Raw genomic sequence first — 22,780 nt, 5'->3', positions numbered from 1 at the left:
GACCGTCACTGTTTGGCGGAGATCTCGGTGGCCAGGCGGGTGTACTTGCCGGAGTCCTCGCCGAGGTCGACGATGGACTCGCCCTTGAGCAGCTCCGCCGGGGTCATCTGCAGCGGGGTGTTCTTGGCGACCAGGTCCTTGTTGTTGGCGTTCAGCAGGTCCATGGCGGCCTTGTTCGGCACCTTGTACAGGATGTTCTCCGACACCCAGCTGTGCACCGACGGGTCGAGGATGTAGTTGATGAACGCGTGGGCGGCCTCCTTGTTCTTGGAGGTCTTCATGATCACCATGGTGTCCGACCAGAGGTCGCTGCCCTCCTTGGGCACCTCGAACTTGATCTTCGGGTTGGTGGTCGGGCACCAGCCGTCCCACGCCTCGACCAGCGCGGCCTCACCCTTCTCCAGCTTGGCGCCGAAGGTGGTGTCGTCGTAGAGCATGCCGGCCTGCTTGGCCTTGAGCAGTGTGTCCTTGGCCTGGGCGAGCTGCTTGTCGTCGGTGGTGTTGATCGAGGCGCCCACGGCCTTCAGGGCGGGCAGCGCCAGCCAGCGCTCGGTGGTCATCATCGTGACCTTGCCCTTGAGCTCCGGCGCGGGGTTCAGGAGATCGTTCCAACTTGTCGGCTTGGTCTTCACCAGGTCGGTGCGGTAGCAGATGCCCGTCGTGCCCCAGGTGTAGGGCACCGAGAACTTGTTGCCCTTGTCGAAGGACATCTGGGCCGCCTCAGGGTAGAGGTTCGCCAGGTTCGGGATCAGCTCGGGGTGCAGCGGCTCGAGAAGGCCCTGCTCGTTGAGCGCCTGCGCGTACTGGCCGGAGACGAACGCCACGTCGATGCCGCTGTCGGTGCCGGCCGTGAGCTTGGCCATCGCCTCCTCGTTGGTGGCGTGGAGGGTGGTCTTCAGGTCGAAGCCGAGCTTGCTGTCCTGCTTCACCCGCTCGGGCAGGTCCTTCGGGCTGTAACCGTCCCAGATGGTGATGGTGACCGACTGCTTCTTCAGGTCGGCGTTCGGGTTCAGCTCGTCGGCCGCCGCGCTCGGCGCGGCGCCGTCGGCGCTCGTCGAACCGCCACCCCCGCACGCCGCGAGGGCGAGAGCGAGACCGGCGGCGACCGCCGCGACCGGAAGATGACGGGCGTACCGGGTTCGGGACACGGCCGCTACTCCTTAGGGATTCAAGGTTCTGTGGTACGAAAAAGACCGCGGTGCCTGACCTTCGCACGGCAGACCAAAGCAGGAGTGTTGCAGCACAGATCAACATGAGCAAGACTTTCCCGGACATTGTTAGCTCGTAGTTTGGTTGCTGAGTTGAATCTGAGTTCAACAGAACCTGACGGCCCGGCGTCGCACGGTGGAACGCCGGTCGCCGGCGACGGCGCCACCGCGGCCCTGGTCGCCGCCCTGTCCCGTGGCGACGACCCGCCGGGCGGCCTCACGGTCGTGCCGTTCCACCCGCTGCCGGCGGTGCGGGCCACGGCGGGCGAGCGCGGGTTCGACGTCGACCAGACCAACCACTCGGTGGTCGTGGACGAACGGGTCGTGGTCAAGTGGCTCACGCCGCCCCCGCCGCTCCCCCAGCCCGCCCCCGAGATGTTCGCCCACCTGACCTCGGTCGGCTTCACCGAGACCGCCCTGCCGTACGCCGCGCTCACGGCGCGCCCGCCGGGCGGCGGCGAGCGGCTGGTCGCCCTGGTCACCGCCTACCTGCCGGACGCCGCGGACGGCTGGCAGTGGTGCGTGGACGAGGCCGAGGCCGGCCGCACCGCCTTCGCCGCCGCCCTCGGACGCCTCGCCGCCGGCCTGCACGCGGCGATGGCCACCCCCTCGCCCGCCTTCCCCGGCCCCGTACGGGCCGCGGAGCCGGGTGGAGGATGGGCCGCCCGGGCCGGCGACGCCCTGACGCGCGCCCTTGAGCTCACCGGCGGCGAGGACGGCGCCTGGCTGGCCCGGCACGCGCCCGCGCTCGCGGGCCGCCTTTCGCCGCTCGGCGAGGTGTCCGGCACACCGCTCATCCGCATCCACGGCGACCTGCACGTGGGCCAGACGCTGCGCTGGCGCGACGGGTACGCCGTGGTCGACTTCGACGGCAACCCGACCGTGACCGGCGCCGACCCGTTCCAGCCGGCCGCCCGCGACCTCGCCCAGCTCGCCACCAGCCTGGAGCACGTGGCCCAGGTGGCGGTCCGGCGGCGCGGCGCCGCCCCGTCGCGCGCCCTCGCGTGGGCCGCCGCCGCGCGCGGCTCGCTGCTGTCCGCCTACCGCGACGCCCTCGCCACGCGGGGCATGGCCGGGCTGCTCGACGAATCGCTGCTCGGCGCGTTCGAGATCGAGCAGCTGTGCCGCGAGCTGATCTACGCGGCCCTGCACCTCCCCCGCTGGCGCTACGCCCCCATGGGCGTCCTGCGCAGCCGTTTCCCGGACGTTCCGCCGTCCGCCCGCGCCGGCGCGTCCCGCGCGGCCGCCGCCACCGAGACCGCCGCCCCGTCGCCCGCCGAGGAGATCGCGTGAACCCCGAGCTGTACCTGGCCGATCTGGAGGCCAAGCCGGCCGCCCTTTCGGCGCTGGCCGCCACCCTGGCGGATCGCGATCCGTTCGAGGAGGTGCCCGAGGACGTGCGGAGGGTGGTCTTCCTCGGCATGGGCAGCTCGCGGTACGCCGCCGGGGTGGCGGCCCTGCGGCTGCGGGCGGCCGGCGTGGACGCGGTCGCCGAGTACGCCTCCGCCGCGATCGGCCACCCGCCCGCGCGTGACACTCTGGTCGTCGCCATCTCGGCCACCGGCGGGAGCCGCGAGACCCTGGACGCGCTCGCCCGCCATCGCGGGCGCTCCACCGTCCTGGCCCTCACCAACACCCTCGGCTCGCCCGTGACCGAGGGGGCCGACCTGGTGGCGGACATGGCGGCGGGCGAGGAACGCGGCGGCGTCTCCTGCCGCACCTTCCAGCACACGCTGGCGCTGCTGCTGGCGCTGCAGGCCCGGCTGACCGGGGTCAAGGCGGACGTCCCGGGGCTGGTGCGCCGCGCCGCCGAGGCGAGCGCCGACCTGCTGGACCGCAGGGGCGCATGGCTCGCCGACGCGCTCACCCTGCTCGACGGGCCGCACGGCGTCTACACCGTCGCCCCCGCCGAACGGCTGTCCTCGGCCGAGCAGTCGGCGCTGATGCTGCGCGAGGGGCCGCGCCGCCCCGCCGACGCGTGCGAGACCGGCGACTGGGCGCACGTGGACGTGTACCTCACCAAGACCCTCGACTACCGGGCCATCCTGTTCCCCGGCTCGCGCTACGACGAGCAGGCCATGGAGTGGGTGCGGCAGCGCGGCTCGACCGTACTGGCGGTCGGCGGCGCGGTCGAGGGCGCGCACGCGCTCAGGTACGCGGGCGACGCCGACCCCGGCGTGGCCCTGCTCACCGAGACCCTCGTCGCCGAACTGGTGGCGGCGTCGTGGTGGTCCGAGACGACCGCCTGACGCGCCGCACGCCGGGTATCAGCTGGTGCGACCGTACGCCGACCTGAGGGTCAGGACGTACTCGACCAGCGTGATCAGGGTCGACTTCACGGCGTCCCTGGAGCGCGCGTCGGTGCGCACGATCGGGATGTGCGGGGCGAGGGTGAGCGCCTCGCGGACCTCCTGCTCGACGTGAGGGTAGTGCCCGTCCCAGCCGTTGATGCCGACCACGAACGGCAGACCGGCCTCTTCGAAGTAGTCGATGGCCGGGAAGCAGTCGGCCAGGCGGCGGGTGTCGACCAGCACGACGGCGCCGATCGCGCCGCGCACCAGGTCGTCCCACATGAACCAGAAGCGGTGCTGTCCGGGCGTGCCGAACAGGTACAGGATCAGGTCTTGGTCCAGCGAGAGCCGGCCGAAGTCCATCGCCACCGTGGTCGTGGTCTTGTGCGGGGTCAGACCCAGGTCGTCGATGCCGGCGCTGGCGTCGGTCATGACCGCTTCGGTGGTCAGCGGGAGGATCTCCGACACCGCGCCGACGAAGGTGGTCTTGCCGACGCCGAACCCGCCGGCGACGACGATCTTCGTCGACGTCAGCGCCGGGCCCCGGCTAGAGCCTGCGAAGTCCACTGAGAACCCTTTCAAGCAGGTTGTGGTCTGGTTGTCCCTGGTCGAGCCGTGGCAGATGCAGGCGTACCAGACCTTCGTCCGCCATGTCCGCGATCAGCACGCGGGCCACGCCGAGCGGCACCCGCAGCAACGCGGAGATCTCGGCGACCGAACGGACGGAGCGACAGAGCACGATGATCGCTTCTTGCTCGGGAGTGAGCAGGGACAAATCATCGCCCATTATGGGGGCCGATGAGACCAGAGTTTCCATCGCGAGGTGGTAACTCGGCTCTGCCCGGCCCCCGGTGACGGCGTACGGACGGAAGAGGGGCTCGTCCTCGGTCCCGTCACCGTTGAGCATCACCGGATCCTGGAGGTCTGCAACTCGGCGCGCAGAGCGGGGGTGAGCACCTGGCCCGCGCGCTCGACCAGCAGCGTCATCTGGTAGGCCACCAGGCCCATGTCGCAGTCGGGCGACGCAAGGACGGCCAGGCAGGAACCGTCGCTGATCGCCATGACCAGCATGATGCCGTACTGCATCTCGACGACGGTCTGCGTCACGCCGCCGCCGTCGAACACGCGGGAGGCGCCCACCGTCAGGCTCAGCAGGCCCGCGGCCACCGCCGCGAGCTGGTCGGCGCGGTCAGGCGGGAAGCCTTCGGAGTTCGCCAGCCGCAGGCCGTCCGCCGAGACGACGACCGCGTGCGCGACGCCCGGCGTCCCGCTGACGAACTCGGTGATCAGCCAGTCGAACCTGCGTGCCTCGTGGCTCAGGTCGATCACGGGCCCTCCTCATTCAGTGCCGCGTCGGTCAAGTGGGTCAGGGATTGTCGCTGTCGGTGTTGCTGGACGTCGCTTCGGTGATGTCCGCCCTGCCCCGCTGGATGCCCTGCTGGAAGCGCGACATCCTGGCGCGGATCAGCTCGGCGGACACCGGCGGGGACGGAGGTGCGGACCCGCCCGCCGCCGCCGAGGCCGGCGGGCCGGAGACCGACCCGGGCACAAGGTTGGCCTTCGGCGTCCTCTTGGGCAACCCCGCGGCGGTGACGCCCCCGAGGGAGGGCTCCTTCACCGCGTCGGCGGCCTGCCATCCGGAGTCGGCCGTGGAGCCCCACGCCGCCGCCTCGGCGGCAGGTCGCGCGGGCTCCGGCGCCGCCTCACGGCGTTTCGCCGGACCTTCCGGACCTGCCGTGCCCGCCGTCCGCTCGCCGCGCTCGGACCCGGCCGTCGCCGCGCCCTTTTCGGTGCCGGCCTCGGCCTGTCCCCGGGATGTGGCGATCTCGTGGGGATCGGGACGGCGGAACCACGCCGACTCGACGGAGGCGAAGATCGGCAGGAACTCGTCGCCGCGCTCCAGCGGCGTTTCGCCGGCGCCGGACACGGGCGCCGCCGGACGCGGTTGGAGGTGTTCAGGACGCGGACCGCCGAGCCCGGCCGGCCCGGTGTGCGGTCCGGCGGGGCCGGTGCGCGGGCCGAGCGCGTCCGCGGGGCTCGCCCCGAAGGCGCCCGCACGGGGCCCGGCGGGGTTGGTGCCCGGGCCGGCGGGACCCGTGCCCGGTCCGGCGGCGCTCGGGATCACGGGCGTGAAGGGCGCGGTCGGCGGATCGGCCTGGGTGTGCAGGCCTGGCGAGCGCACCGGCAGCCCGGCCTGCCCGGCGGCGGGGCCGGAGGAGCCCGTGGCCGGACCGGCGGACGCGGCCGGCCATCCGGACGGCGTGGCGGGACCGGACGGGCCGGAGGGGCCCGTGGAGGGGCCGACGGGTCCGAAACCGGCCTCGTCGTCCGCGCTTGCCGCCCCGAAGACGAACTCGTCGCCCCGGGCCGCACCGAAGACCGGCTCGTCGCCCCGCGCGCCCTTTCCGTGACCCGGTCCGGCGGCGCCGGGGACCGGCCCCGTGCCTCCGGGAGCGGGGCCGCCGAAGGCGCCGCCCGGCGCCCCCTGCCCGAGGTCGCCCGTCTGTGAGCCGAACGGCGACCCGGTGCCGTTGCGGACCGGTTGGAACGCGCCGGGATAGGAGTGCGGCCCGCCGCCGTTCGGCACGGGCGTCGGCCCTGTGCCGTTGGAGACCGGCATGGGCCCGGTGCCGTTGGGGAGCGGCGTGGATCCGGCGCCGGGCTCCGCGCCGCGGCCGTTGAAGGCCGAGAACGGCTCGCCCTCGTCGTAGGCGGAGGACCCGCCGGCGGACCGGCCGGAGCCGCCGAAGGCGGGCGAGGGCGTCTCCTGCGCCGCGTCTCGCTGCGGCAGCAGCGGCCGCCCGGCCGACACGGAGATGAGCTGCGGCGGGAACAGCACCATGGCGATGAGCCCGGCCGCGTCGCCGCGCCGCAGCTGCACGCGGATGTCGTGGCGCAGGGCGAGGCGGCCGACCACGAACAGGCCCATGCGGCGCGACACCGAGACGTCCACGACCGGCGGGTCGGCCAGCTTGCGGTTGGTCTCGGCGATCTCCTCGGCCGTCATGCCGATGCCCGAGTCGCTGACGGCGAGCAGCGCGCCGCCGCCCTCGATCATGCTGCTGGACACCACGACGCGCGTGTTGCGCGGCGAGAAGGCCAGGGCGTTCTCGACCAGCTCGGCCACCAGGTGGACCACGTCGTTGGCCGCGTACCCGGCGATGGCCGCGTTGCGGTGGACCTTGACGCTGACCCGCTCGTAGTCCTCGACCTCGGACAGCGACGCCCGGACCACGTCCACCAGCTTGGCGGGCTGGCTGCGCTTGCGCGCGGCCTCGTGCCCGGCGAGGACCAGCAGGTTCTCACTGTTGCGGCGCATGCGGGTGGCCAGGTGGTCCAGCTTGAACAGGTCGGCCAGGCGCGGGCCGTCCTGCTCGCCGCGCTCCAGGCCGTCGATGAGGGAGATCTGCCGCTCGACGAGGGTCTGGATGCGCCGTGAGAGGTTGACGAACATCGCGTTGACGTTGCCGCGCAGCTGGGACTCCTCGGCCGCCAGCCGGAGGGCCTGCCGGTGGACCTCGTCGAACGCGGTCGCGACCTCGCCGATCTCGTCGTGGGTGCCCACGAGGATCGGCTGGACGTCGGCGGCCTCGGCGACGTCGCCCGTCTCGCGCATCCGCCGCACGACGGCCGGCAGGCGGAAACCGGCGATCTCCAGCGCCTCGGAGCGCAGGCGGCGCAGCGGCCGCACCAGCGAACGGGCGATGAGCACCGTGGTGGCCAGCACCAGCAGGATCAGGGCGAGGATGAGGACGCCGGCGATGATCGCGTTGCGCCGCTCGGCCGACTCCAGCGCGGCGGCGCGGGTGGCGACGCTCGCGGCGACCTGGCGCTCCACCCGCTGGAGCAGGTCGATGGTCTTGGTGCTGTCCTCGAACCACTGCTTGACCGCGGGGGCGCCGCCACCGGCGCCGTTCGCCCGCACCGGCAGGTTCCGGGAGGCCAGAGCGATCGCCCACGACTTGGTGAGCTCGGCCCTGACCACCTGCTCGCCCTGGAGGGTGGAGGACAGCAGCCGGCCGTTGTCGGCGCCGGCCTCGCCGCTGAAGGTCGCGAGCGCGGTCTTCTGCCGCGAGCGGGCGGCGATGAAGTCCTCCAGCTTCTCGGCGGTGAACCGCTGCCCGCGCGCGAGCGTGCCGATGAGGGTGCCGCGCTGCTGGGAGGCCTCCTCCTTGGCGTGGGCGAGCGCGCTGAGCCCGCGCAGGTCACCGATGAGCTGCGGGTCCTCGCTGGTCTGGATGATCTCGTCGTGCAGCCGGAGCAGCGCGGTGACCATGTCGGTGAACTTGGCCGGCTGGCCGCCCTTGCGGATGACCGCCATGGTGTCCAGGCGGTTCTGGACCTGCTGTGCGTCCTGGACGGCGCGCACTCCGTATTCGGAGTCGATCGCGGCGAGGTCGCCTCGGACCTTGGTGACGGCCGCGTCGACGACGGCGCGCTGGTCGACCAGCGCGGCCCGCTGCTGGCGGGTGGTCTGGAACCAGATCGACCTGTCGCGTTCCAATCCCAGCTGGAAGGCGAGTTCGCGCAGATGGACGGCGGTCGTGGCCTCGGCGGCGTTGCGCTGGTAGGCGGCGACGCTGTCGATCGAGGACACGACGCGCAGGCCCGCCAGCAGGACGCCGACGATCGTGGGCACCAGGATGAGCGCGGTCAGGCGCGCGGGCACTCGCCAGTGGCGTGGCGCGAACCGTGCCGGTCCGCGCCGGCCGCGTTGCACATGCTGGCCGCCTGGACCGTTCTGGCTCCCCTGCCCGCCCGCGTGCCTGCGCCGCTTCGCGCCAGTACCGGCCTCAGAGCGGGGTTTCGCCTGGGTCTCGGGTTCCATCATGCTCGCGCCACCCCCTGCGCTCTTCCATGCATGGATGACGGCATGGCTGATAAGGACATAACCGGGACAATTCGACCACAAGGTCACCATTACCGACGACGGAACCGGCACACCCGACGCAATTGTTATGAATCGTGGAGCGGTCCATGCCCGCTGACCTGCAGATTCAGGACAGTATTCAGCGCGCGACCGGGCGGTCAGCGCAGCGCGGCGAGCACGTGCTCGCGAACCTGCACCCGTTGCGCGGCGTCCGTAATGGGCTGACCGGATCTGTCGACCACATAGAAGACGTCGACCGCCTCCGCGCCGAGAGTCTCCACGCGCGCGGCGCGCACGTCAAGGTTGCATTCGCCGAAGGCGCGCCCGATGCGCCACAGCAGCCCGGGGCGGTCGTGCGCCCGGACCTCGACGACCGTGGCCGTCTGCGAGGCGTCGTCCACCAGGCTGACCCTCGGAGGGGCGACCGGGACCCGCGCCGGGCGGACCGACCGCGTGCGCCGCGCCAGCCTCTGCTCGATGTCCAGGCGGCCGGCCAGCACCAGGCGCAGATCGGCTTCCAGGGTGGCCGGGTCCGGCGGCGTGCCGTACTCGGGGATCACCGCGAACTCGATCACCGCGGTGGAGGACGCCGAGGCGGCCGAGGCGGAACGCACGACCATGCGGTGCGCCGCCAGCACGCCGGCCGCCCGCCAGAGCAGGCCCGGCCGGTCGGGCGCGACCACGGTGACCGCTCCGCCGTTGACCCGGATCGCGCCGCCGCCGTGCCTGGCCAGGGACGCCTGCTGCGGCGACAGCGAGGGCGCGGGCGCCGGCGGGCTGCCCGACAGCGCCGACCGCACCCTGCGGACCAGCTCGGAGACCAGGGACGCCTTCCAGGAGTTCCAGGCGGCCGGACCGGTGGCGTTGCCGTCGGCGACGGCGAGCGCGGCCAGCAGCTCCAGCACCTCGCGGCTGCCGACCGCCTCGGCGACCCGGGAGATCGTCACCGGGTCGTCCAGGTCGCGCCGGGTGGCGGTCTCGGGCAGCAGCAGATGGTGGCGGACCACGGTGGCCAGCGTCTCGACGTCGGCCGGCGCCAGGCCCATGCGGGCGCCGATGTCCCTGGCGACGATCTCGCCGGTGGTCGAGTGGTCGCCCGGCCAGCCCTTGCCCACATCGTGCAGCAAGGCAGAGATGAGCAGCAGGTCGGGCCGGGACACCTCACGGGTGAACGACGCCGCGCCCGCCGCCGTCTCGATGAGGTGGCGGTCGACCGTGAAGCGGTGGACGGGGTTGCGCTGCGGACGGTGCCGCACGCGCTCCCAGTCGGGGATGAGCCGGACGATGACGCCCGCCTGGTCGAGCTCCTCCCACACCGGCACGGCGGCGCGCCCGGCCCCGAGCAGCGCGACCAGCGCGTCGCGGGCCTCGTCGGGCCAGGGCACCGGCAGCGGCGGCGACTGGGCCGCGAGCACCGAGACGGTGGCGGGGGCGATCGGCAGGCCGGCCTCGGCGGCCGCGGCCGCCGCCCTGAGCACCAGGATGGGGTCGTCCTTGGGGTTGATGCCGCGGGCGAGGACCACCTCGCCGCCATGCTCGACCACGCCGTCGGCGAGCGGGCGCCGGCCGCGCGGGGCCGGCCCTGAGAGCAGCCGGTCGACGGTGCGCCAGGTGGCGTCGAAGGCGTGGGAGACCGTGCGTCCCGCCTCGGCGAGGCGGCGCATCAGGGCCTCGGCGTCCAGCAGGCCGAGCGCCCCCGCGACGGCGTCCTGCTCCTGCAGCACCAGGCGGTCGGCGCCGCGGGCGGTGACCAGGTGCAGCCCGTGGCGCACGTCCAGCAGGAACTCGTAGGCCTCGCGGACCCGCGGACCGGGCGCGGAGGCGACCCAGGCGGCGGCCACGGCCTGCATGGCCTGCACGTCGCGCAGGCCGCCGCGGGAGTCCCTGAGGTCGGGTTCGAGCAGGAAGGCCAGTTCGCCGGAGGCTTCGGAGCGCTTGTCCGCCGACTCGTGCAGCTCGGCGAGCCTGCGCCGGGAGTCGGCCCGCCACTCGGCGAGCACGGCCTCGCGGGCCGCTCTGGTGAGCTCGGGGTCGCCGGCGATGTGACGGGCCTGGATCAGCCCGAGAACCGCCTTGAGGTCTTCGCGTGCCACCTTGGTGGCCTCTTCGACCGTGCGCACCGAGTGGTCGAGCCCGAGGCCGGAGTCCCAGATGGGGTACCAGATGCGGTCGGCGATGCGGCCGATGTCGTCCTGGCCGTTGTGCAGCAGCACCAGGTCCAGGTCACTGCCCGGGGCCAGCTCGGCGCGGCCCAGGCTGCCGACTGCCAGCAATGCGATGCCGGTGCCCGAAAGGACCGCGCCGGCCCCCGCGGGCGGTGCGCCGGGCCCCCCGAGGGAGGCGCCGGCGCCGCGTTCATCAGCGGAGGAGAACCCGCTCTTGGCCCCCCCGAGCCCGTTGCGGCCTTCCCGGCCTCCGTGCGGCTGCGGACACGCCGTGCGGAAGAGGTCGGCCAGCCAGCGGTCGATGTCCGCGGCCCGCTCTTTGCGGGCCGCGGCATATGAGCGAGCGTCGCCTCTCATCATCCGGTTAGAGGGCCTCCGGTCCGCGTTCTCCCGTGCGCACCCTGATCACGGTCTCCACGGGCACGGACCAGACCTTGCCGTCGCCGATCTTGCCCGTCTGGGCGGCCTTGACGATGACGTCGATGACGTCCTCGGCGTCCTCCTCCTCGGTGAGGACCTCCACGCGGACCTTGGGCACCAGGTCGACCTGGTACTCGGCGCCGCGGTAGACCTCGGTGTGGCCGCGCTGCCGGCCGTAACCGCTGGTCTCGCTGACCGTCATGCCCTTGACGCCGAACTGCTCGAGAGCCGCCTTGACGTCGTCGAGTTTGAATGGCTTGATCACCGCTGTGATGAGCCTCATGCGTCTACCTTCTTCGCCACTGATGGGACTGGGCCGTTCACCGACGCGGCGACGCCGGAAGCGTGAACGGAGCCGAGGTCGTAGCCGGTCTCGGCGTGGGTGGTGATGTCGATGCCGGTGACCTCGTCCTCTTCAGTGACCCTGAAGCCCATCGTCTTGTCAATGATCTTGCCGATGATCCAGGCAAGGACGAAGGAGTAGAGCCCGACGACGACCGGGCCGAGGATCTGACGCCCCAGCTGGGTCACTCCGCCGCCGTAGAACAAGCCCTTGGCCTGCGGCTCGAGGAAGGGGTAGGCGGCGAAGAAGCCCAGGGAGATGGCGCCGAGCGCGCCACCGACCAGGTGGACGCCCACCACGTCGAGCGAGTCGTCGTAGCCGAGCTTGTACTTCAGGCCCACCGCGTAGGCGCAGACCGCACCGGCGATGGCGCCGATGACCATCGCGGCCCACGGGTCGACGAAACCACAGGCCGGGGTGATGGCCACCAGACCGGCGACCGCACCGGAGGCGACGCCCAGCGTGGTGGAGTGCCCGTCGCGGAGCTTCTCGACCAGGATCCAGGCGCCGGCGGCGACCGCCGTCGCGACCTGGGTGTTCATGAACGCGAGGCCCGCGGTGCCGTCCACGGCGAGCTCGGAGCCGGCGTTGAAGCCGAACCAGCCGAACCACAGCAGACCGACGCCCAGCAGCACCAGGGTCAGGTTGTGCGGCCGCATCGGGTCCTTGCGCCAGCCGCTGCGCTTGCCCAGCACCACCGCGAGCGCGAGACCCGCCGCACCGGCGTTGACGTGGACCACCGTGCCGCCGGCGAAGTCCTCGATGCCGAGCTGGGTCAGCCAGCCGCCGCCCCACACCCAGTGCGCCACCGGGAAGTAGACGATCGTCGCCCACACGACGGAGAAGACGACCCAGGCGCCGAACTTGGCGCGGTCGGCGATCGCACCGCTGATCAGGGCGACCGTGATGATGGCGAACGTCAGCTGGAAGGCGGAGAACACCAGGCTGGGCATGCCTGTGCCGTCTTCCTTGGTGGCGGTGTCGACCAGGCTCTGCAGCCCGAGGTCGCCGAGTCCGCCGACGAACTTGTTGAGGAAGTCGTTGCCGTTCGCACCGAACGCGAGCGAGTGCCCGTAGATCACCCAGGCGATGGTTACCGTGATGATGCTGACGAACGACATCATCATCATGTTCAGGACGCTCTTCGCCCTGGTCATGCCCCCGTAGAAGAACGCGAGGCCAGGAGTCATCAGCAGCACCAACGCGGTGGCCGCGAGCATCCAGGCTGTGGTGCCGCTATCGATCTTCATTCGATGCGACCCTCCCTTACAAATGGCGTGTGGCCGTTTTCTCCCGCAGTGGGCGCTCCAGGGCTCCATTGACCGGCTGCACACTGACGTTGGGCGAAAGCGTGTTCTTCTGCCGTTTCAGGTCTGGACCTGGCGTGTTTCACGTACGTGAAACTCGCGACAGCGATGTTTCGGCCACGTTTCGGAGGGTCGTCTAAACGATATCGGCGCGTCCCTAACGACGCGCCGCGACGGGGTGCCCGGCCCGGGCTAGGCGGCCGCCTGGGCCATCTTGCGCAGGCGCGCGAGGGCGTCACGCTCGATGCGCCGCGCGCGGTCACGGCCGATGCCGTACCGCTCGCCGACCTCGGTGAGGGTGTGCTCGCGACCGTCGACCAGGCCGTAACGCCAACGCAACATCTCGCGGGCGCGGCCTTCGAGGTCCTGCAGCCAGTCTTCCAGCCGCTCGCGCTCGAGAGTGTCCATGGCCTGCTGCTCAGGATCGGCCCACGTGTCGTCGGCGATCATGTCACCGAGCTCGGTCTCGTCCTCGTCACCCACGCCGAGCTGCAGCGACACCGGGTCGGATGCCCAGCGGCGCAGCTCGCGCACCCGCTCGATCGGCAGGTCGAGGACCTCGGCGAGGTCGGCGTCCGTCGGCTCGGCGTCCAGCTCGGCCATCATGTCGCGGCGGACCCGCATCAGGCGGGTCATCTGCTCACCGGCGTGGGTGGGCAGGCGCACCGGCCTGGCCTGCTCGTGGATGGCGCGGCCCACGGACTGGCGGATCCACCAGGTGGCGTAGGTCGAGAACTTGTACCCCCGGCGGTAGTCGAACTTCTCCACCGCCCTGACCAGGCCCAGGTTCCCCTCCTGCACCAGGTCGATCAGCGGCATCCCCCTGCCGGAGTACTTCCTCGCGACGGCCACCACCAGGCGGAGGTTGGCCTGGATGAACTCGTCCTTGGCGCGCTGCCCCGACACCGCGAGCCGTTCGAGCTCCTCGTCGAGGGCTCCCGCGGTCTTCGGCTCGGGCTCGCCGCCGTCCAGCAGCTGCTCGGCGTAGAGACCCGCCTCGATGCGCTTGGCCAGCTCGACCTCCTGGTCGGCGCTGAGCAGAGGCACCCGCCCGATCTCGGCCAGGTAGGTGCCCAGAAGGTCCCTCTCAGCAGACTGCTGGTCATGCGTCCGATTCCCCGTCGGCCTTGCCATTCGATGGCACCTCGTCTCGCCACGCCCGCAGTGGTGTGCGGGTGGAGCCCGCCCCTCCGGCCGTCGATGACCGGTGCGACACGCTCTCCCCCTCTTTGCCGGATCAACGTCCAGTCCAAGGCAAAGATTCCCTAAAGAGATACGACCGGAGAATGGTTTCCGGGCTCCTCCTCAGGTATGAGTTCGCTCCTGAGAGGCGCAAACTCGCCCGCCGGAAAAGCCGCTCGACGCAGGGGAAATGCGGTCACTTCCGCAGGGTGGAGATGGCGCCGGCCAGCATCGTCCCGATGTCGCCGAGAATGTGGCCGCCCTCGGCGACCACCCGCCGGCCGCCGGCCACGACCGAGTGCACATCGGAGGCCGAGGCGCCGAAGACCACGGTCTCGGCCGGGCAGCCGCTGCCCGCTCCCGCCGTGCGCACCGAGTCCAGCCGCACCGAGACCAGGTCGGCCCACGCCCCCGGGACGATGAACCCCGCGTCGGGGTGGCCGAGCGAGGCCTGCCCCACCATCGTGGCCGAGTCCAGCAGGTCGGCGGCCGTCCAGTGACCGCGCCGCCCTGTGGTCAGGCGCTCGCCCAGCTCGACCGCCCTGGCCTCCTCCAACAGGTCGATCATGGCGTTGCTGTCGCTGCCCAGGGTGACCGGCGACCCCGCGTCGTGCAGCCGGCGGGCCGGGCCGATGCCGTCGGCCAGGTCCCGCTCGGTGGTGGGGCACACGCAGACGTGGGTGGAGGTGCCGCCGAGCAGCGCCACGTCCACGTCCGACAGGTGGGTGGCGTGCACGGCCGTCGTGCGGGGCCCGAGGACGCCGTGCTCGTACAGCACCTGGACCGGGGTGGCGCAGTAGGTCTCGACGCAGTGGCGGTTCTCGGTGCGCCGCTCGGAGACCTGGGCGTGCACCGGCGCGGCCCGGCGGTGTCCGAACTCGGCGACCACGGGCATCTGCTCGGGCGGGCAGGCGCGCACCGAGTGGACGGCTCCGCCGATCACCACGTCGTCGCTGCCGGCGTACTCGCCCGCCAGCGCGTCCACCCGCGCGGCCCACTGGTGGGCGTCGCGGTCGCCGAAGCGCAGTTGCGTGTCGTTCGGGGCGGCGCCGATGCCGCCGGTCAGGTAACAGGCGTCCAGCAGGGTGATGCGCAGGCCCGCCTCCCTGGCCGCCTGGATGAGGGCGTGGCCCATCGCGTTGGGGTCGGCGTACGGCCGGCCGCCCTCGCCGTGGTGCAGGTAGTGGAACTCGCCGACGCAGGTGATGCCCGCCAGCGCCATCTCGGCGAAGGTCCCCCTGGCCAGGTCGAGATAGGTGTCGGGGTCCAGCAGCGCCGCCACCGAGTACATGCGCTCGCGCCACGCCTGGAACCCCTCGGTGCCGCCCTGGGCCTGCCCGCGCAGGGCGCGGTGGAAGGCGTGGGAGTGCGCGTTCGCCATGCCGGGCATCGTCAGGCCGGACAGGCGCACGGCTCCCTGAGGGGCTGCGGCGACGCCGTGCACGACCTCGGAGATGCGGCTGCCCTCCACCCGGACGAGAACCCCCTCGACCGCCTCACCGGGATGCACCCAGGCCAGCTCACACCAGTAGGAAAGGTCCGACACTCCCTCAACATGTCCAGGGAAAAGTCAACGTATGTCCCGATATATGAATGAATCTATTGACGTCGCATGAAATGACGTTTATGCGACAGGACCCGCCGCGGGCCGTACGGTGATCTCGGTGATGTGGGCGTCCGCGCCGGCCGTCACCGCCGCGTGCACCGCCCGCGCGACCGACTCGGGCAGCAGGTACCGCTCGGGCTCGTACGCGCCGCCCTCGTGATCGCGCACCTCGCGCTGCATGTCGGTGTCCACCCGCCCCGGGTACACCGTGGTCACGCGCACGCCGTGCGGCTCCTCCTCCTGCCGCAGCGCGTCGGCGAAGGCCCGCAGCGCGAACTTGCTCGCGGCGTAGGCTCCCCAGCCGGCGTTGGCGCGCTGCCCCGCACCGGAGTTGATCAGAACCACGTGGCCGCGGAGGGCGCGCAACGCCGGCAGCAGCAGGCGCGTCAGCTCGGCCACGGCGATGACGTTGACCTCCATCGACTCGCGCCACGCCCGCGTCGGCACATCGGCGATCGCGCCGAGCCGCGCCACGCCGGCGCTGTGCACGAGCAGGTCGAGGCGCTCGACGCCGGCCGCCGCCTCGGCCACGGCCCGCTCGTCGGTCAGCTCCACCGGCCATGGCCGCGCGCCCAGCTCGTCGCAGACGGCGCGCAGCGCGGTGCCGTCGCGCCCGCCGATGAGCAGGTCGTGCGTGGGGGCGAGGGCCCGGGCGATGGCCGCGCCCACCCCGCGGGAGCCTCCGGTGATCAGTGCGCCAGGTCGTGCCGTCATGCGCCTCACCCTAGGCGCGGCCCCCGCACGGCGGAACAACGGGGCCACGGCACCGGCCGCCCGGCCAATGAGAGCGCCGGACCGGTGCGAGCGCCCGGCCGGTGCGAGCGCCGGCCGAGGGAAGGCGGGCGCCGGTTGACTGTCCACTCAAATTTGAGTACAAACTTGTATATGTCCGCTACTCGCACATTGATCCTCGGCGTGCTCCTCGGCGGCCCCATGCACGGCTACAAGGTCCGTCAGACGCTCGAGCTCTGGGGTGCGCAGCATTGGGCGAACGTCGCCTTCGGCTCGATCTACCACGGCCTCGGCCAGATGGCCAAGGAAGGGCTGCTGGAGATCGTCGAAAGCGGCAAGGGCGGCCAGACGGTGTACGCCGTCACCGACGACGGCAGGCGCGAGTTCCACCGCCTGCTCGAGGAGTTCTGGTGGCAGTTCAAGCCCATCGTCGACCCCTTCCAGGTGGCGCTCACCTTCATGAACCACATGTCCAAAGCCGACCTCACCGCGGCGCTCACCGCGCGCAGAGACCAGCTCAAGACCCTGCTGACGATGAACGAGCGCGCCCTGGCCGCCAAGAGGGCCCACGGCGCGGCCCGCCACGTCGACGAGACCGTGCTGCTCGGCAGCATGCAGATCCGCGCCCAGCTCGAATGGGTCGAGCAGGCCATCGAGAAGGTCGACCGCGACGAGCTTCCGTGATCTCCACCGCCGCCCGCCCGCGGATGACCACTCGCGGACCGCGGCGGACGGCCACCCGCTTCGCGGCCCCCGCGGAGCGACCGCACATCCCCTCCCGCATCGAAGGGACCCCACCGTGATCATCACGGCAGAAGGCCTGAGCAAGACCTTCACCGCTCGCGGCCGCAAGGGCGCACAGACCGTGGAGGCCGTCAAGGGCGTCGACCTCGCCGTCCGCACCGGCGAGATCTACGGCGTTCTCGGGCCGAACGGCGCGGGCAAGACCACCACGATCCGCATGCTGACCACGCTGATCACCCCGACCGGCGGCGCCGCCCGGGTCGCGGGGCACGATCTCGCCACCGAGCCGCGGAAGATCCGCGAGCGCATCGGATACGTCAGCCAGGCGGGCGGCGTGGACGAGCTCAACAGCCCGAGATCGAACCTGATCCTCGCCGCCCGCCTGAACGGCGTCTCCAAGGCCGGCACCGCCGCCCGCGTCGAAGAGACGCTCGCCGCCTTCGATCTCACCGAGTTCGCCGATCGGCCCGCGCGCACGCTGTCGGGCGGCCAGAAACGCCGCGTCGCCATCGCCCTCGGGCTGATCCACCGGCCGCCGTTGCTGTTCCTGGACGAGCCCACGACCGGGCTCGATCCGCACAACCGCGCCAACCTGTGGGACCGCATCCGGCTCCTGCGCGCCTCCGGCACCAGCGTGCTGCTCACCACCCACTACCTCGACGAGGCGGACGCGCTTTGCGACCGGCTCGCCATCGTCGACCACGGCGTCGTCGTCGCCGAAGGCACCCCCGCCGACCTCAAGAGGGAGGTCGCCGCGGACGTGGTGACCCTGCGGCTGCCCTCGGAGACCGAGGCCGGGCGGGCGCGCGGGCCGGTCGAGGCGCTGCCGTACACGCGCGAGGTGCGGGTGGACGACGACCTGCTGCGCATCTACCTCGACGACGGCGAGCACGCGCTGCCGCACCTGCTTCGCGTCCTGGAGGAGAGCGCGCTGGTCATCCGGTCGATCGCCCTTGACCGCGCGACCCTCGACGACGTCTTCCTGCACAAGACCGGTCGCTCCCTGCGCGACGCCGCCTGACCTTCCCCCGCCTTCGCCCCTCCCATCGGAGCCCCGCCATGCTCAGACACACCGCACTGTTCCTGAGCTACGAACTCAGGAACACCGCCCGCAATCCGATCTGGCCGCTCTTCGGCATCCTGCAACCGCTGCTGTACATGCTTTTGTTCGCCCCGCTGCTGGCCAACACCACTCCGGGCGTGCCGAGGGCCGAGACCCTGCGGCAGTTCACCCCCGGCACGATGGTGATGATCGCGCTCTTCGGGTCGCTCTTCGTCGGTTTCGGCATGATCAACGAGATCCGCGCGGGCGTGCTGGAACGGCTCGCGGTGAGCCCGGCCAGCCGCCCGGCCATCGTGCTCGGACGCACGCTCAGAGACGTCGTCGTCCTGGTCGTCCAAGCCCTGCTGATCGCGGCGCTCGGCCTGATGATGGGCATGCGCCCGAGCCTGCCCGGCCTGGCGATCATGGTGGTGCTGATGGCGATGATCGGCGTCTTCGCCTCCGGCCTGTCCTACGGGCTGGCGCTCGCGCTGCGCGACGAGAACGGGATGTCGCAGATCCTGCAGTTCTTCGCGCTGCCGCTGGTCCTGCTGACCGGCATCCTGCTCCCGATGTCCCTGGCGCCGGACTGGATACGGGCGATCGCCGCCTTCAACCCGCTTTACTACACGGTGGAGGCCGGGCGGGCGCTGTTCCGCGGCGATCTGTCCGATGGCTCCATCCCGCTCGCCTTCGCGCTCATGCTCGTGCTCGCGCTGGTCACCGTCCGATGGTCGGTCGCCTCCATGCGCCGCCTCGCCGGCTGAGGAGGGCCGGGGGCGTCAGACCGGAGAGCGCGTCACGGCCCGGGAACCGCGGCGTCAGCACGTGAAGCGCGTCACGGCGGGGAGACCGGGCGTCAGGGCTGGAGGAAGACTCCGGTCTGGCCGCTCATGCGCTCGTCCTCCTCCAGCCGGGCGCGGGTGCGCAGCGGCGCCGCCGCGGCCATGGCCTCCAGCAGGAGCATCGCCACCGTCAGCGGCGCCGCGTGGGAGTCGCAGACGCTCTCCTCCCCCGCCGGTTCCACCGGCGCGTGCAGCACCACGTCCGCGGGGAACGGCACCTCGGCCCGGTCGGTGATGACCGCCGTGCGCAGGCCCAGCTTGGCGGCGTACTCGAGGGCGTGCACGGCCTCCGCCGGGTAGCGGGGCAGGACGATGGCCAGCAGCCACTCGGCCCCCGCGCGGCGCGCCGCGTGCAGGCCGTCGGTCAGCTCGGATCCGCCGTGGACGAGCGGCCGCACGTCGGGGTGGATGCGCCGGGCGTGGTAGGAGAACGTCATGACCGGCCCGGAGGACACGCGGAGCCCGAGCACGGGCAGTGGCTCGCAGGCCGCGAGCGCCGTGCCGAGCCCCCGGATGCGCCCGGAAAGCCCGTCGGCCGGCCGGCCGGGCGCGGGGACGCCGCCGGCCAGGCGGTCGCGGACGGCCGCGAGGTTGCGTATCTCCCTGTCGACCATCTCGAACAGAGACCGCCCCGTGCCCGCTCCGCCGCCGGCCCGCGACGGCGCGGGGTCGGCGGCGCCGTCGCCGTCGCCGCCCAGCACCAGGGGACGCAGCGCGTGACGGAACTCCGGATATCCGGCGAAGCCCAGGGCGATGGCGAACCGGGTCACCGAGGGCTGGCTCACGCCGGCCCGCTCGGCCAACTCGACGCTCGAAAGGAAGATCGCGTCGTGGAGGTTCTCGCTCAGGTAATGCGCGATGCGCCTCTGCACAGGTGAAAGACGCCTGTCCCCGATCAGCTGTCCGAGCCGGTCCTCCACCTTCACCTCCAGCCCCCGGGGCGGCCATCCCCGGATCGACAACGCAGGAGAACGCCGTCCTCATCCCGCCGCCCGGAACTCCGGGCGAGAACCGGCCAATCCGGAGACGCCACGGCCCCGTATACCCCACGAGGACCCGGCCGGACCTCTCTCCCACGGATCAACGCCCGGTCGCGACGCGACCGGTGGCCGAAAGGATCATGACGACATGGAGCTCCGGATCAACCGGCGAGCCCTGCTGGCACTGGGGGTCGCCGGGGTGGTGGCCGCTTCCTCGCTCACCCTCCTGCGCCCCGAGCCCGGCGGCGCGTCCTCCCACCGCGAGGCGCCGCTCATCGCCGGCGACCCGCGCAACGACAACACCGACGTGTACGCCTTCGTCAGCCCCGACAAGCCCGACACCGTCACGCTCATCGCCAACTGGATCCCGTTCGAGGAGCCGACCGGCGGGCCGAACTTCTACACCTTCGACACCAGGTCGCGCTACAACATCAAGATCGACAGCAACGGCAACGGACTGCCGGACGTCACCTACCAGTGGACCTTCCGCGACGAGGACCGTCGCGGCACCTCCACCTTCCTGTACAACAACGGGCCGGTCACCTCGCTCGACGACGAGAACCTGCTGTTCCGCCAGCGCTACACGCTCAAGAAGTTCACGGCGCGCGACGGATGGACCACGGTGATCAAGGACGGGGTGGTCGCGCCGAGCAACACCGGCGCCGCGTCCATGCCCGACTACGGCACGCTGCGCGCCCAGTCGGTGCGCAAGCTGCCCGGCGGCGGCCAGACCTTCGCCGGCCAGGCCGACGAGGCGTTCTTCCTCGACCTACGGGTCTTCGACCTGCTCTACGGCGGCGACCTGTCGGAGGTCGGCCAGGACACCACCAGGGGCTACAACGTCCACAGCATCGCCATCCAGGTGCCCAAGGACGAGGTGGCGCTGAAGGGCGACGCCGGCCGCAACCCGGTGATCGGCGTCTGGTCCACCACAGAGAAGTGGAGCCCGACCGGGTACAAGCAGGTGTCGCGGCTGGGCAACCCGCTGGTCAACGAGGTCGTCGTCCCCGCCGCCCTGAAGGACACCTTCAACTCGATCTCCCCCGACAAGGACGCCGGCATCCCGGCGGTCGTCAAGCGGGTCACCAACCCCGAGCTGCCCAAGCTCATCGAGGGCATCTACAAGATCCCGGCTCCGAAGACGCCGCGCGCCGACCTGGTCGAGATCTTCCTGACCGGCATCGCCAAGGCCAACGGCCCCATCAAGGCCGACCTCAACTCGCAGATCCTCAACAAGGACGCCGACCCGCGGGCGTTCCGGCCCTCGGAGATGCTCCGCCTCAACATGGCGGTCCCTGTGACGCGTGCCCCGAACCGGCTCGGCGTGCTCGCCGGCGACCTGCAGGGCTTCCCCAACGGCCGCCGCCTCGGCGACGACGTCGTGGACATCTCGCTCCAGGCCGTCGAGGGCGCCGCGCTGACCGGCAAGCTGGTCGACGCCCTGGCCGCGGGGGACAAGGTCGACGCCAACGACAGGCCGTTCCAGGCGAAGTTCCCCTACATCCCGCTGCCCGGCTCGGCCGCGGTCAACCAGCGCTGACCGGACCTCAGGCGCGCACCTCTCCCCTCGCGACGAGGCCGGCGACCCCCCGCCGCCTCGCCGCCCCTCCCCGCCGCCGGCCCCGGGCCGCGGAGCCGGCGAGGACCGCTTCCGTCACCCCGTGAACAGACCAGGAGAATCACCATGTCCCGTCTCGATCGCCATCGCCGCCGCGGCGGCCTGCGCGCGGCGGCCCTCACGGGGGCGGGCGCCCTCGCGGCGGCCCTGGCGGTCACGGCCGCGGCGACCCTGCTGCCCTCGGCGCAGGCCTCGCCCACCGGCCCCGTCGCCGCCGGCCAGGCCCCGGCCGCCGTCGCGCCCGGCGAGGTCCCGCGCACGCCCGCGGGGGCGGCAGCGGCCGTCATGAACCTGGCAGAACGGCTGAAGAGGCTCCCCGGCGACCACCAGGCGTGGGCGTCACTCGGCGTCGCGTACGTGGAGCAGGCGCGCGTCACCGCCGACCCGTCGTCGTACGCGCGGGCCGAGGAGGCGCTGCGCCGGGCGGCCGCCCTGGCCCCGGACGACCCCGCCGTCCTCACCGGGCGCGCCGCACTGGCCGCCGGTCGCCACGAGTTCGCGGACGCGGTGCGGCTGGCGCGGCGGGCCGTCGCGGCCAACCCCTACGGAGCCGCCGCCTATGGCGTGCTGGCCGACGCCCGCACCCAGCTCGGCGACTACGCGGGCGCCACCGAGGCCGTGCGGCGCATGATGGACCTGAAGCCCGGCGTCGCCTCCTTCACCCGCGCGTCCTACGACGCCGAGCTGCGCGGGGACGTCCGTGAGGCAAGGCGGCTGCTGGAGGCGGCCCTGGGCGACGCGTTCGCCCCCGAGGACGTCGCCTACTGCCGCTACTACCTGGGCGAGCTGGCGCTGCGCGCGGGCGAGCTGCCGCGGGCCGGCCGGATGTACCAGGAGGCGTTGCGCGCCTTCCCCGGCTTCGTCCCCGCCCTGGCCGGCCAGGCCCGCGCCGAGGCGCTCGCCGGGCGGCCGGACCGCGCCGCCGACGGGTACGCCGCCGTGGTCGCCCGCCTCCCCCTCGCGCAGTACATCGTCGAGTACGGCGAGGTCCTGCGGAAACTCGGCAGGGACCCCGGCGGGCAGTGGGCGCTGCTGAAGGCGCAAAGGCGGCTCATGGCCGCCGGCGGGGTCCGCGACGACCTCACCTGGGCCGAGTTCGAGGCCGACCACGGTTCTCCCGCCGTGGCCGTGCGGCACGCCGAGGCCGAGTACGCGAGGAACCCGAACATGGCCGCCGCCGACGCGCTGGCCTGGGCACTGCACAAGGCGGGCAGGTCGCGCGAAGCCCTGCCGTACGCCGTGAAGGCCACCGCACGAGGGTGGCGCAACGCCCTGGCCCGCTACCACCGCGGCGCGATCGAGCACGCGCTCGGCCGCGGCTCCGCCGCCCGCCCGCTCGCCGGAGCCACGTCCGTCAACCCTCGCTTCTCCCCTGCCCTGCCGGCCCTGGCCAGACCGTCATGACCGCCTCGCCACGCCACGCCGCC

General features: G+C 72.3%; 19 protein-coding genes. 7 read left to right on the top strand and 12 right to left on the bottom strand.

The window, feature by feature from the left end:
* Window positions 1-5: 5 nt before the first annotated feature.
* Window positions 6-1,148: a polyamine ABC transporter substrate-binding protein gene (locus tag ACFO60_RS34240; RefSeq protein ID WP_380849228.1), complete on the bottom strand. Its 1,143-nt coding sequence runs from the start codon at window positions 1,146-1,148 to the stop codon at window positions 6-8.
* A 153-nt stretch (window positions 1,149-1,301) separates the two neighbouring features.
* On the opposite strand from ACFO60_RS34240, the gene ACFO60_RS34235 reads away from it, so the two are divergent.
* Window positions 1,302-2,501 (top strand): hypothetical protein, encoded by a 1,200-nt coding sequence (locus ACFO60_RS34235; RefSeq protein WP_380849225.1) that lies wholly within the window; start codon window positions 1,302-1,304, stop codon window positions 2,499-2,501.
* Window positions 2,498-3,457: an SIS domain-containing protein gene (locus tag ACFO60_RS34230; RefSeq protein WP_380849222.1), complete on the top strand. Its 960-nt coding sequence runs from the start codon at window positions 2,498-2,500 to the stop codon at window positions 3,455-3,457. Before ACFO60_RS34235 ends, ACFO60_RS34230 begins: the two co-directional genes overlap by 4 nt.
* Window positions 3,458-3,475: 18 nt before the next feature.
* On the opposite strand, the gene ACFO60_RS34225 is transcribed toward ACFO60_RS34230, so the two are convergent.
* The 10 genes from ACFO60_RS34225 to ACFO60_RS34180 form a co-directional block, all read right to left on the bottom strand.
* Window positions 3,476-4,033, bottom strand: a complete 558-nt coding sequence (locus ACFO60_RS34225) for a GTP-binding protein (RefSeq protein WP_354842381.1) — start codon at window positions 4,031-4,033, stop codon at window positions 3,476-3,478.
* 13 nt (window positions 4,034-4,046) lie between these two features.
* Window positions 4,047-4,406: a DUF742 domain-containing protein gene (locus tag ACFO60_RS34220; protein WP_380849219.1), complete on the bottom strand. Its 360-nt coding sequence runs from the start codon at window positions 4,404-4,406 to the stop codon at window positions 4,047-4,049.
* Window positions 4,406-4,828 carry a roadblock/LC7 domain-containing protein gene (locus tag ACFO60_RS34215; RefSeq protein WP_380826859.1) on the bottom strand — a complete coding sequence of 141 codons (423 nt, stop codon included), beginning with the start codon at window positions 4,826-4,828 and terminating at the stop codon, window positions 4,406-4,408. The genes ACFO60_RS34220 and ACFO60_RS34215 overlap by 1 nt, the downstream gene beginning before the upstream one ends.
* A gap of 37 nt (window positions 4,829-4,865) precedes the next feature.
* On the bottom strand, window positions 4,866-8,168 hold the full coding sequence (locus tag ACFO60_RS34210; RefSeq protein ID WP_380849216.1) for a nitrate- and nitrite sensing domain-containing protein: 3,303 nt from the start codon (window positions 8,166-8,168) through the stop codon (window positions 4,866-4,868).
* Between the two features lie 359 nt (window positions 8,169-8,527).
* Window positions 8,528-10,894 carry a [protein-PII] uridylyltransferase gene (locus ACFO60_RS34205; protein WP_380849213.1) on the bottom strand — a complete coding sequence of 789 codons (2,367 nt, stop codon included), beginning with the start codon at window positions 10,892-10,894 and terminating at the stop codon, window positions 8,528-8,530.
* 4 nt (window positions 10,895-10,898) lie between these two features.
* The gene (locus tag ACFO60_RS34200) at window positions 10,899-11,237 is read right to left on the bottom strand and encodes a P-II family nitrogen regulator (RefSeq protein WP_354842131.1); all 339 of its coding nucleotides are present in this window, start codon (window positions 11,235-11,237) and stop codon (window positions 10,899-10,901) included.
* Complete coding sequence (locus ACFO60_RS34195; protein ID WP_380849210.1) at window positions 11,234-12,547, bottom strand: ammonium transporter; 1,314 nt, start codon at window positions 12,545-12,547, stop codon at window positions 11,234-11,236. Before ACFO60_RS34195 ends, ACFO60_RS34200 begins: the two co-directional genes overlap by 4 nt.
* Before the next feature lie 249 nt (window positions 12,548-12,796).
* Window positions 12,797-13,738 (bottom strand): sigma-70 family RNA polymerase sigma factor, encoded by a 942-nt coding sequence (locus tag ACFO60_RS34190; protein ID WP_380849207.1) that lies wholly within the window; start codon window positions 13,736-13,738, stop codon window positions 12,797-12,799.
* A gap of 244 nt (window positions 13,739-13,982) precedes the next feature.
* Entirely contained in the window at window positions 13,983-15,332 is a 1,350-nt protein-coding gene (locus tag ACFO60_RS34185) for a formimidoylglutamate deiminase (RefSeq protein ID WP_380849204.1), read from the bottom strand.
* Between the two features lie 78 nt (window positions 15,333-15,410).
* The gene (locus tag ACFO60_RS34180) at window positions 15,411-16,106 is read right to left on the bottom strand and encodes an SDR family oxidoreductase (RefSeq protein ID WP_380849201.1); all 696 of its coding nucleotides are present in this window, start codon (window positions 16,104-16,106) and stop codon (window positions 15,411-15,413) included.
* Window positions 16,107-16,277: 171 nt separating this feature from the next.
* Between ACFO60_RS34180 and ACFO60_RS34175 the strand changes: the two genes are divergently transcribed.
* From ACFO60_RS34175 to ACFO60_RS34165, 3 genes are all read left to right on the top strand, one after another.
* A complete protein-coding gene (locus ACFO60_RS34175) occupies window positions 16,278-16,808 on the top strand; it encodes a PadR family transcriptional regulator (RefSeq protein WP_380849198.1) in 531 nt (176 codons plus the stop codon).
* 115 nt (window positions 16,809-16,923) lie between these two features.
* The gene (locus tag ACFO60_RS34170) at window positions 16,924-17,889 is read left to right on the top strand and encodes an ATP-binding cassette domain-containing protein (protein WP_380849195.1); all 966 of its coding nucleotides are present in this window, start codon (window positions 16,924-16,926) and stop codon (window positions 17,887-17,889) included.
* Between the two features lie 38 nt (window positions 17,890-17,927).
* The gene (locus ACFO60_RS34165) at window positions 17,928-18,677 is read left to right on the top strand and encodes an ABC transporter permease (protein WP_380849192.1); all 750 of its coding nucleotides are present in this window, start codon (window positions 17,928-17,930) and stop codon (window positions 18,675-18,677) included.
* Between the two features lie 92 nt (window positions 18,678-18,769).
* On the opposite strand, the gene ACFO60_RS34160 is transcribed toward ACFO60_RS34165, so the two are convergent.
* On the bottom strand, window positions 18,770-19,627 hold the full coding sequence (locus ACFO60_RS34160; protein ID WP_380849189.1) for a MurR/RpiR family transcriptional regulator: 858 nt from the start codon (window positions 19,625-19,627) through the stop codon (window positions 18,770-18,772).
* 256 nt (window positions 19,628-19,883) lie between these two features.
* Between ACFO60_RS34160 and ACFO60_RS34155 the strand changes: the two genes are divergently transcribed.
* The gene (locus ACFO60_RS34155; RefSeq protein ID WP_380849187.1) at window positions 19,884-21,275 is read left to right on the top strand and encodes a DUF4331 domain-containing protein; all 1,392 of its coding nucleotides are present in this window, start codon (window positions 19,884-19,886) and stop codon (window positions 21,273-21,275) included.
* Window positions 21,276-21,419: 144 nt separating this feature from the next.
* Window positions 21,420-22,757 carry a tetratricopeptide repeat protein gene (locus ACFO60_RS34150; protein WP_380849184.1) on the top strand — a complete coding sequence of 446 codons (1,338 nt, stop codon included), beginning with the start codon at window positions 21,420-21,422 and terminating at the stop codon, window positions 22,755-22,757.
* The last annotated feature ends 23 nt before the right edge of the window (window positions 22,758-22,780 follow it).

The organism is Sphaerisporangium dianthi (assembly GCF_042654065.1).
In the GTDB taxonomy this organism is placed as follows: Bacteria; Actinomycetota; Actinomycetes; order Streptosporangiales; family Streptosporangiaceae; genus Sphaerisporangium; species Sphaerisporangium dianthi.
This window is presented reverse-complemented; position numbering and strand designations above follow the sequence as displayed.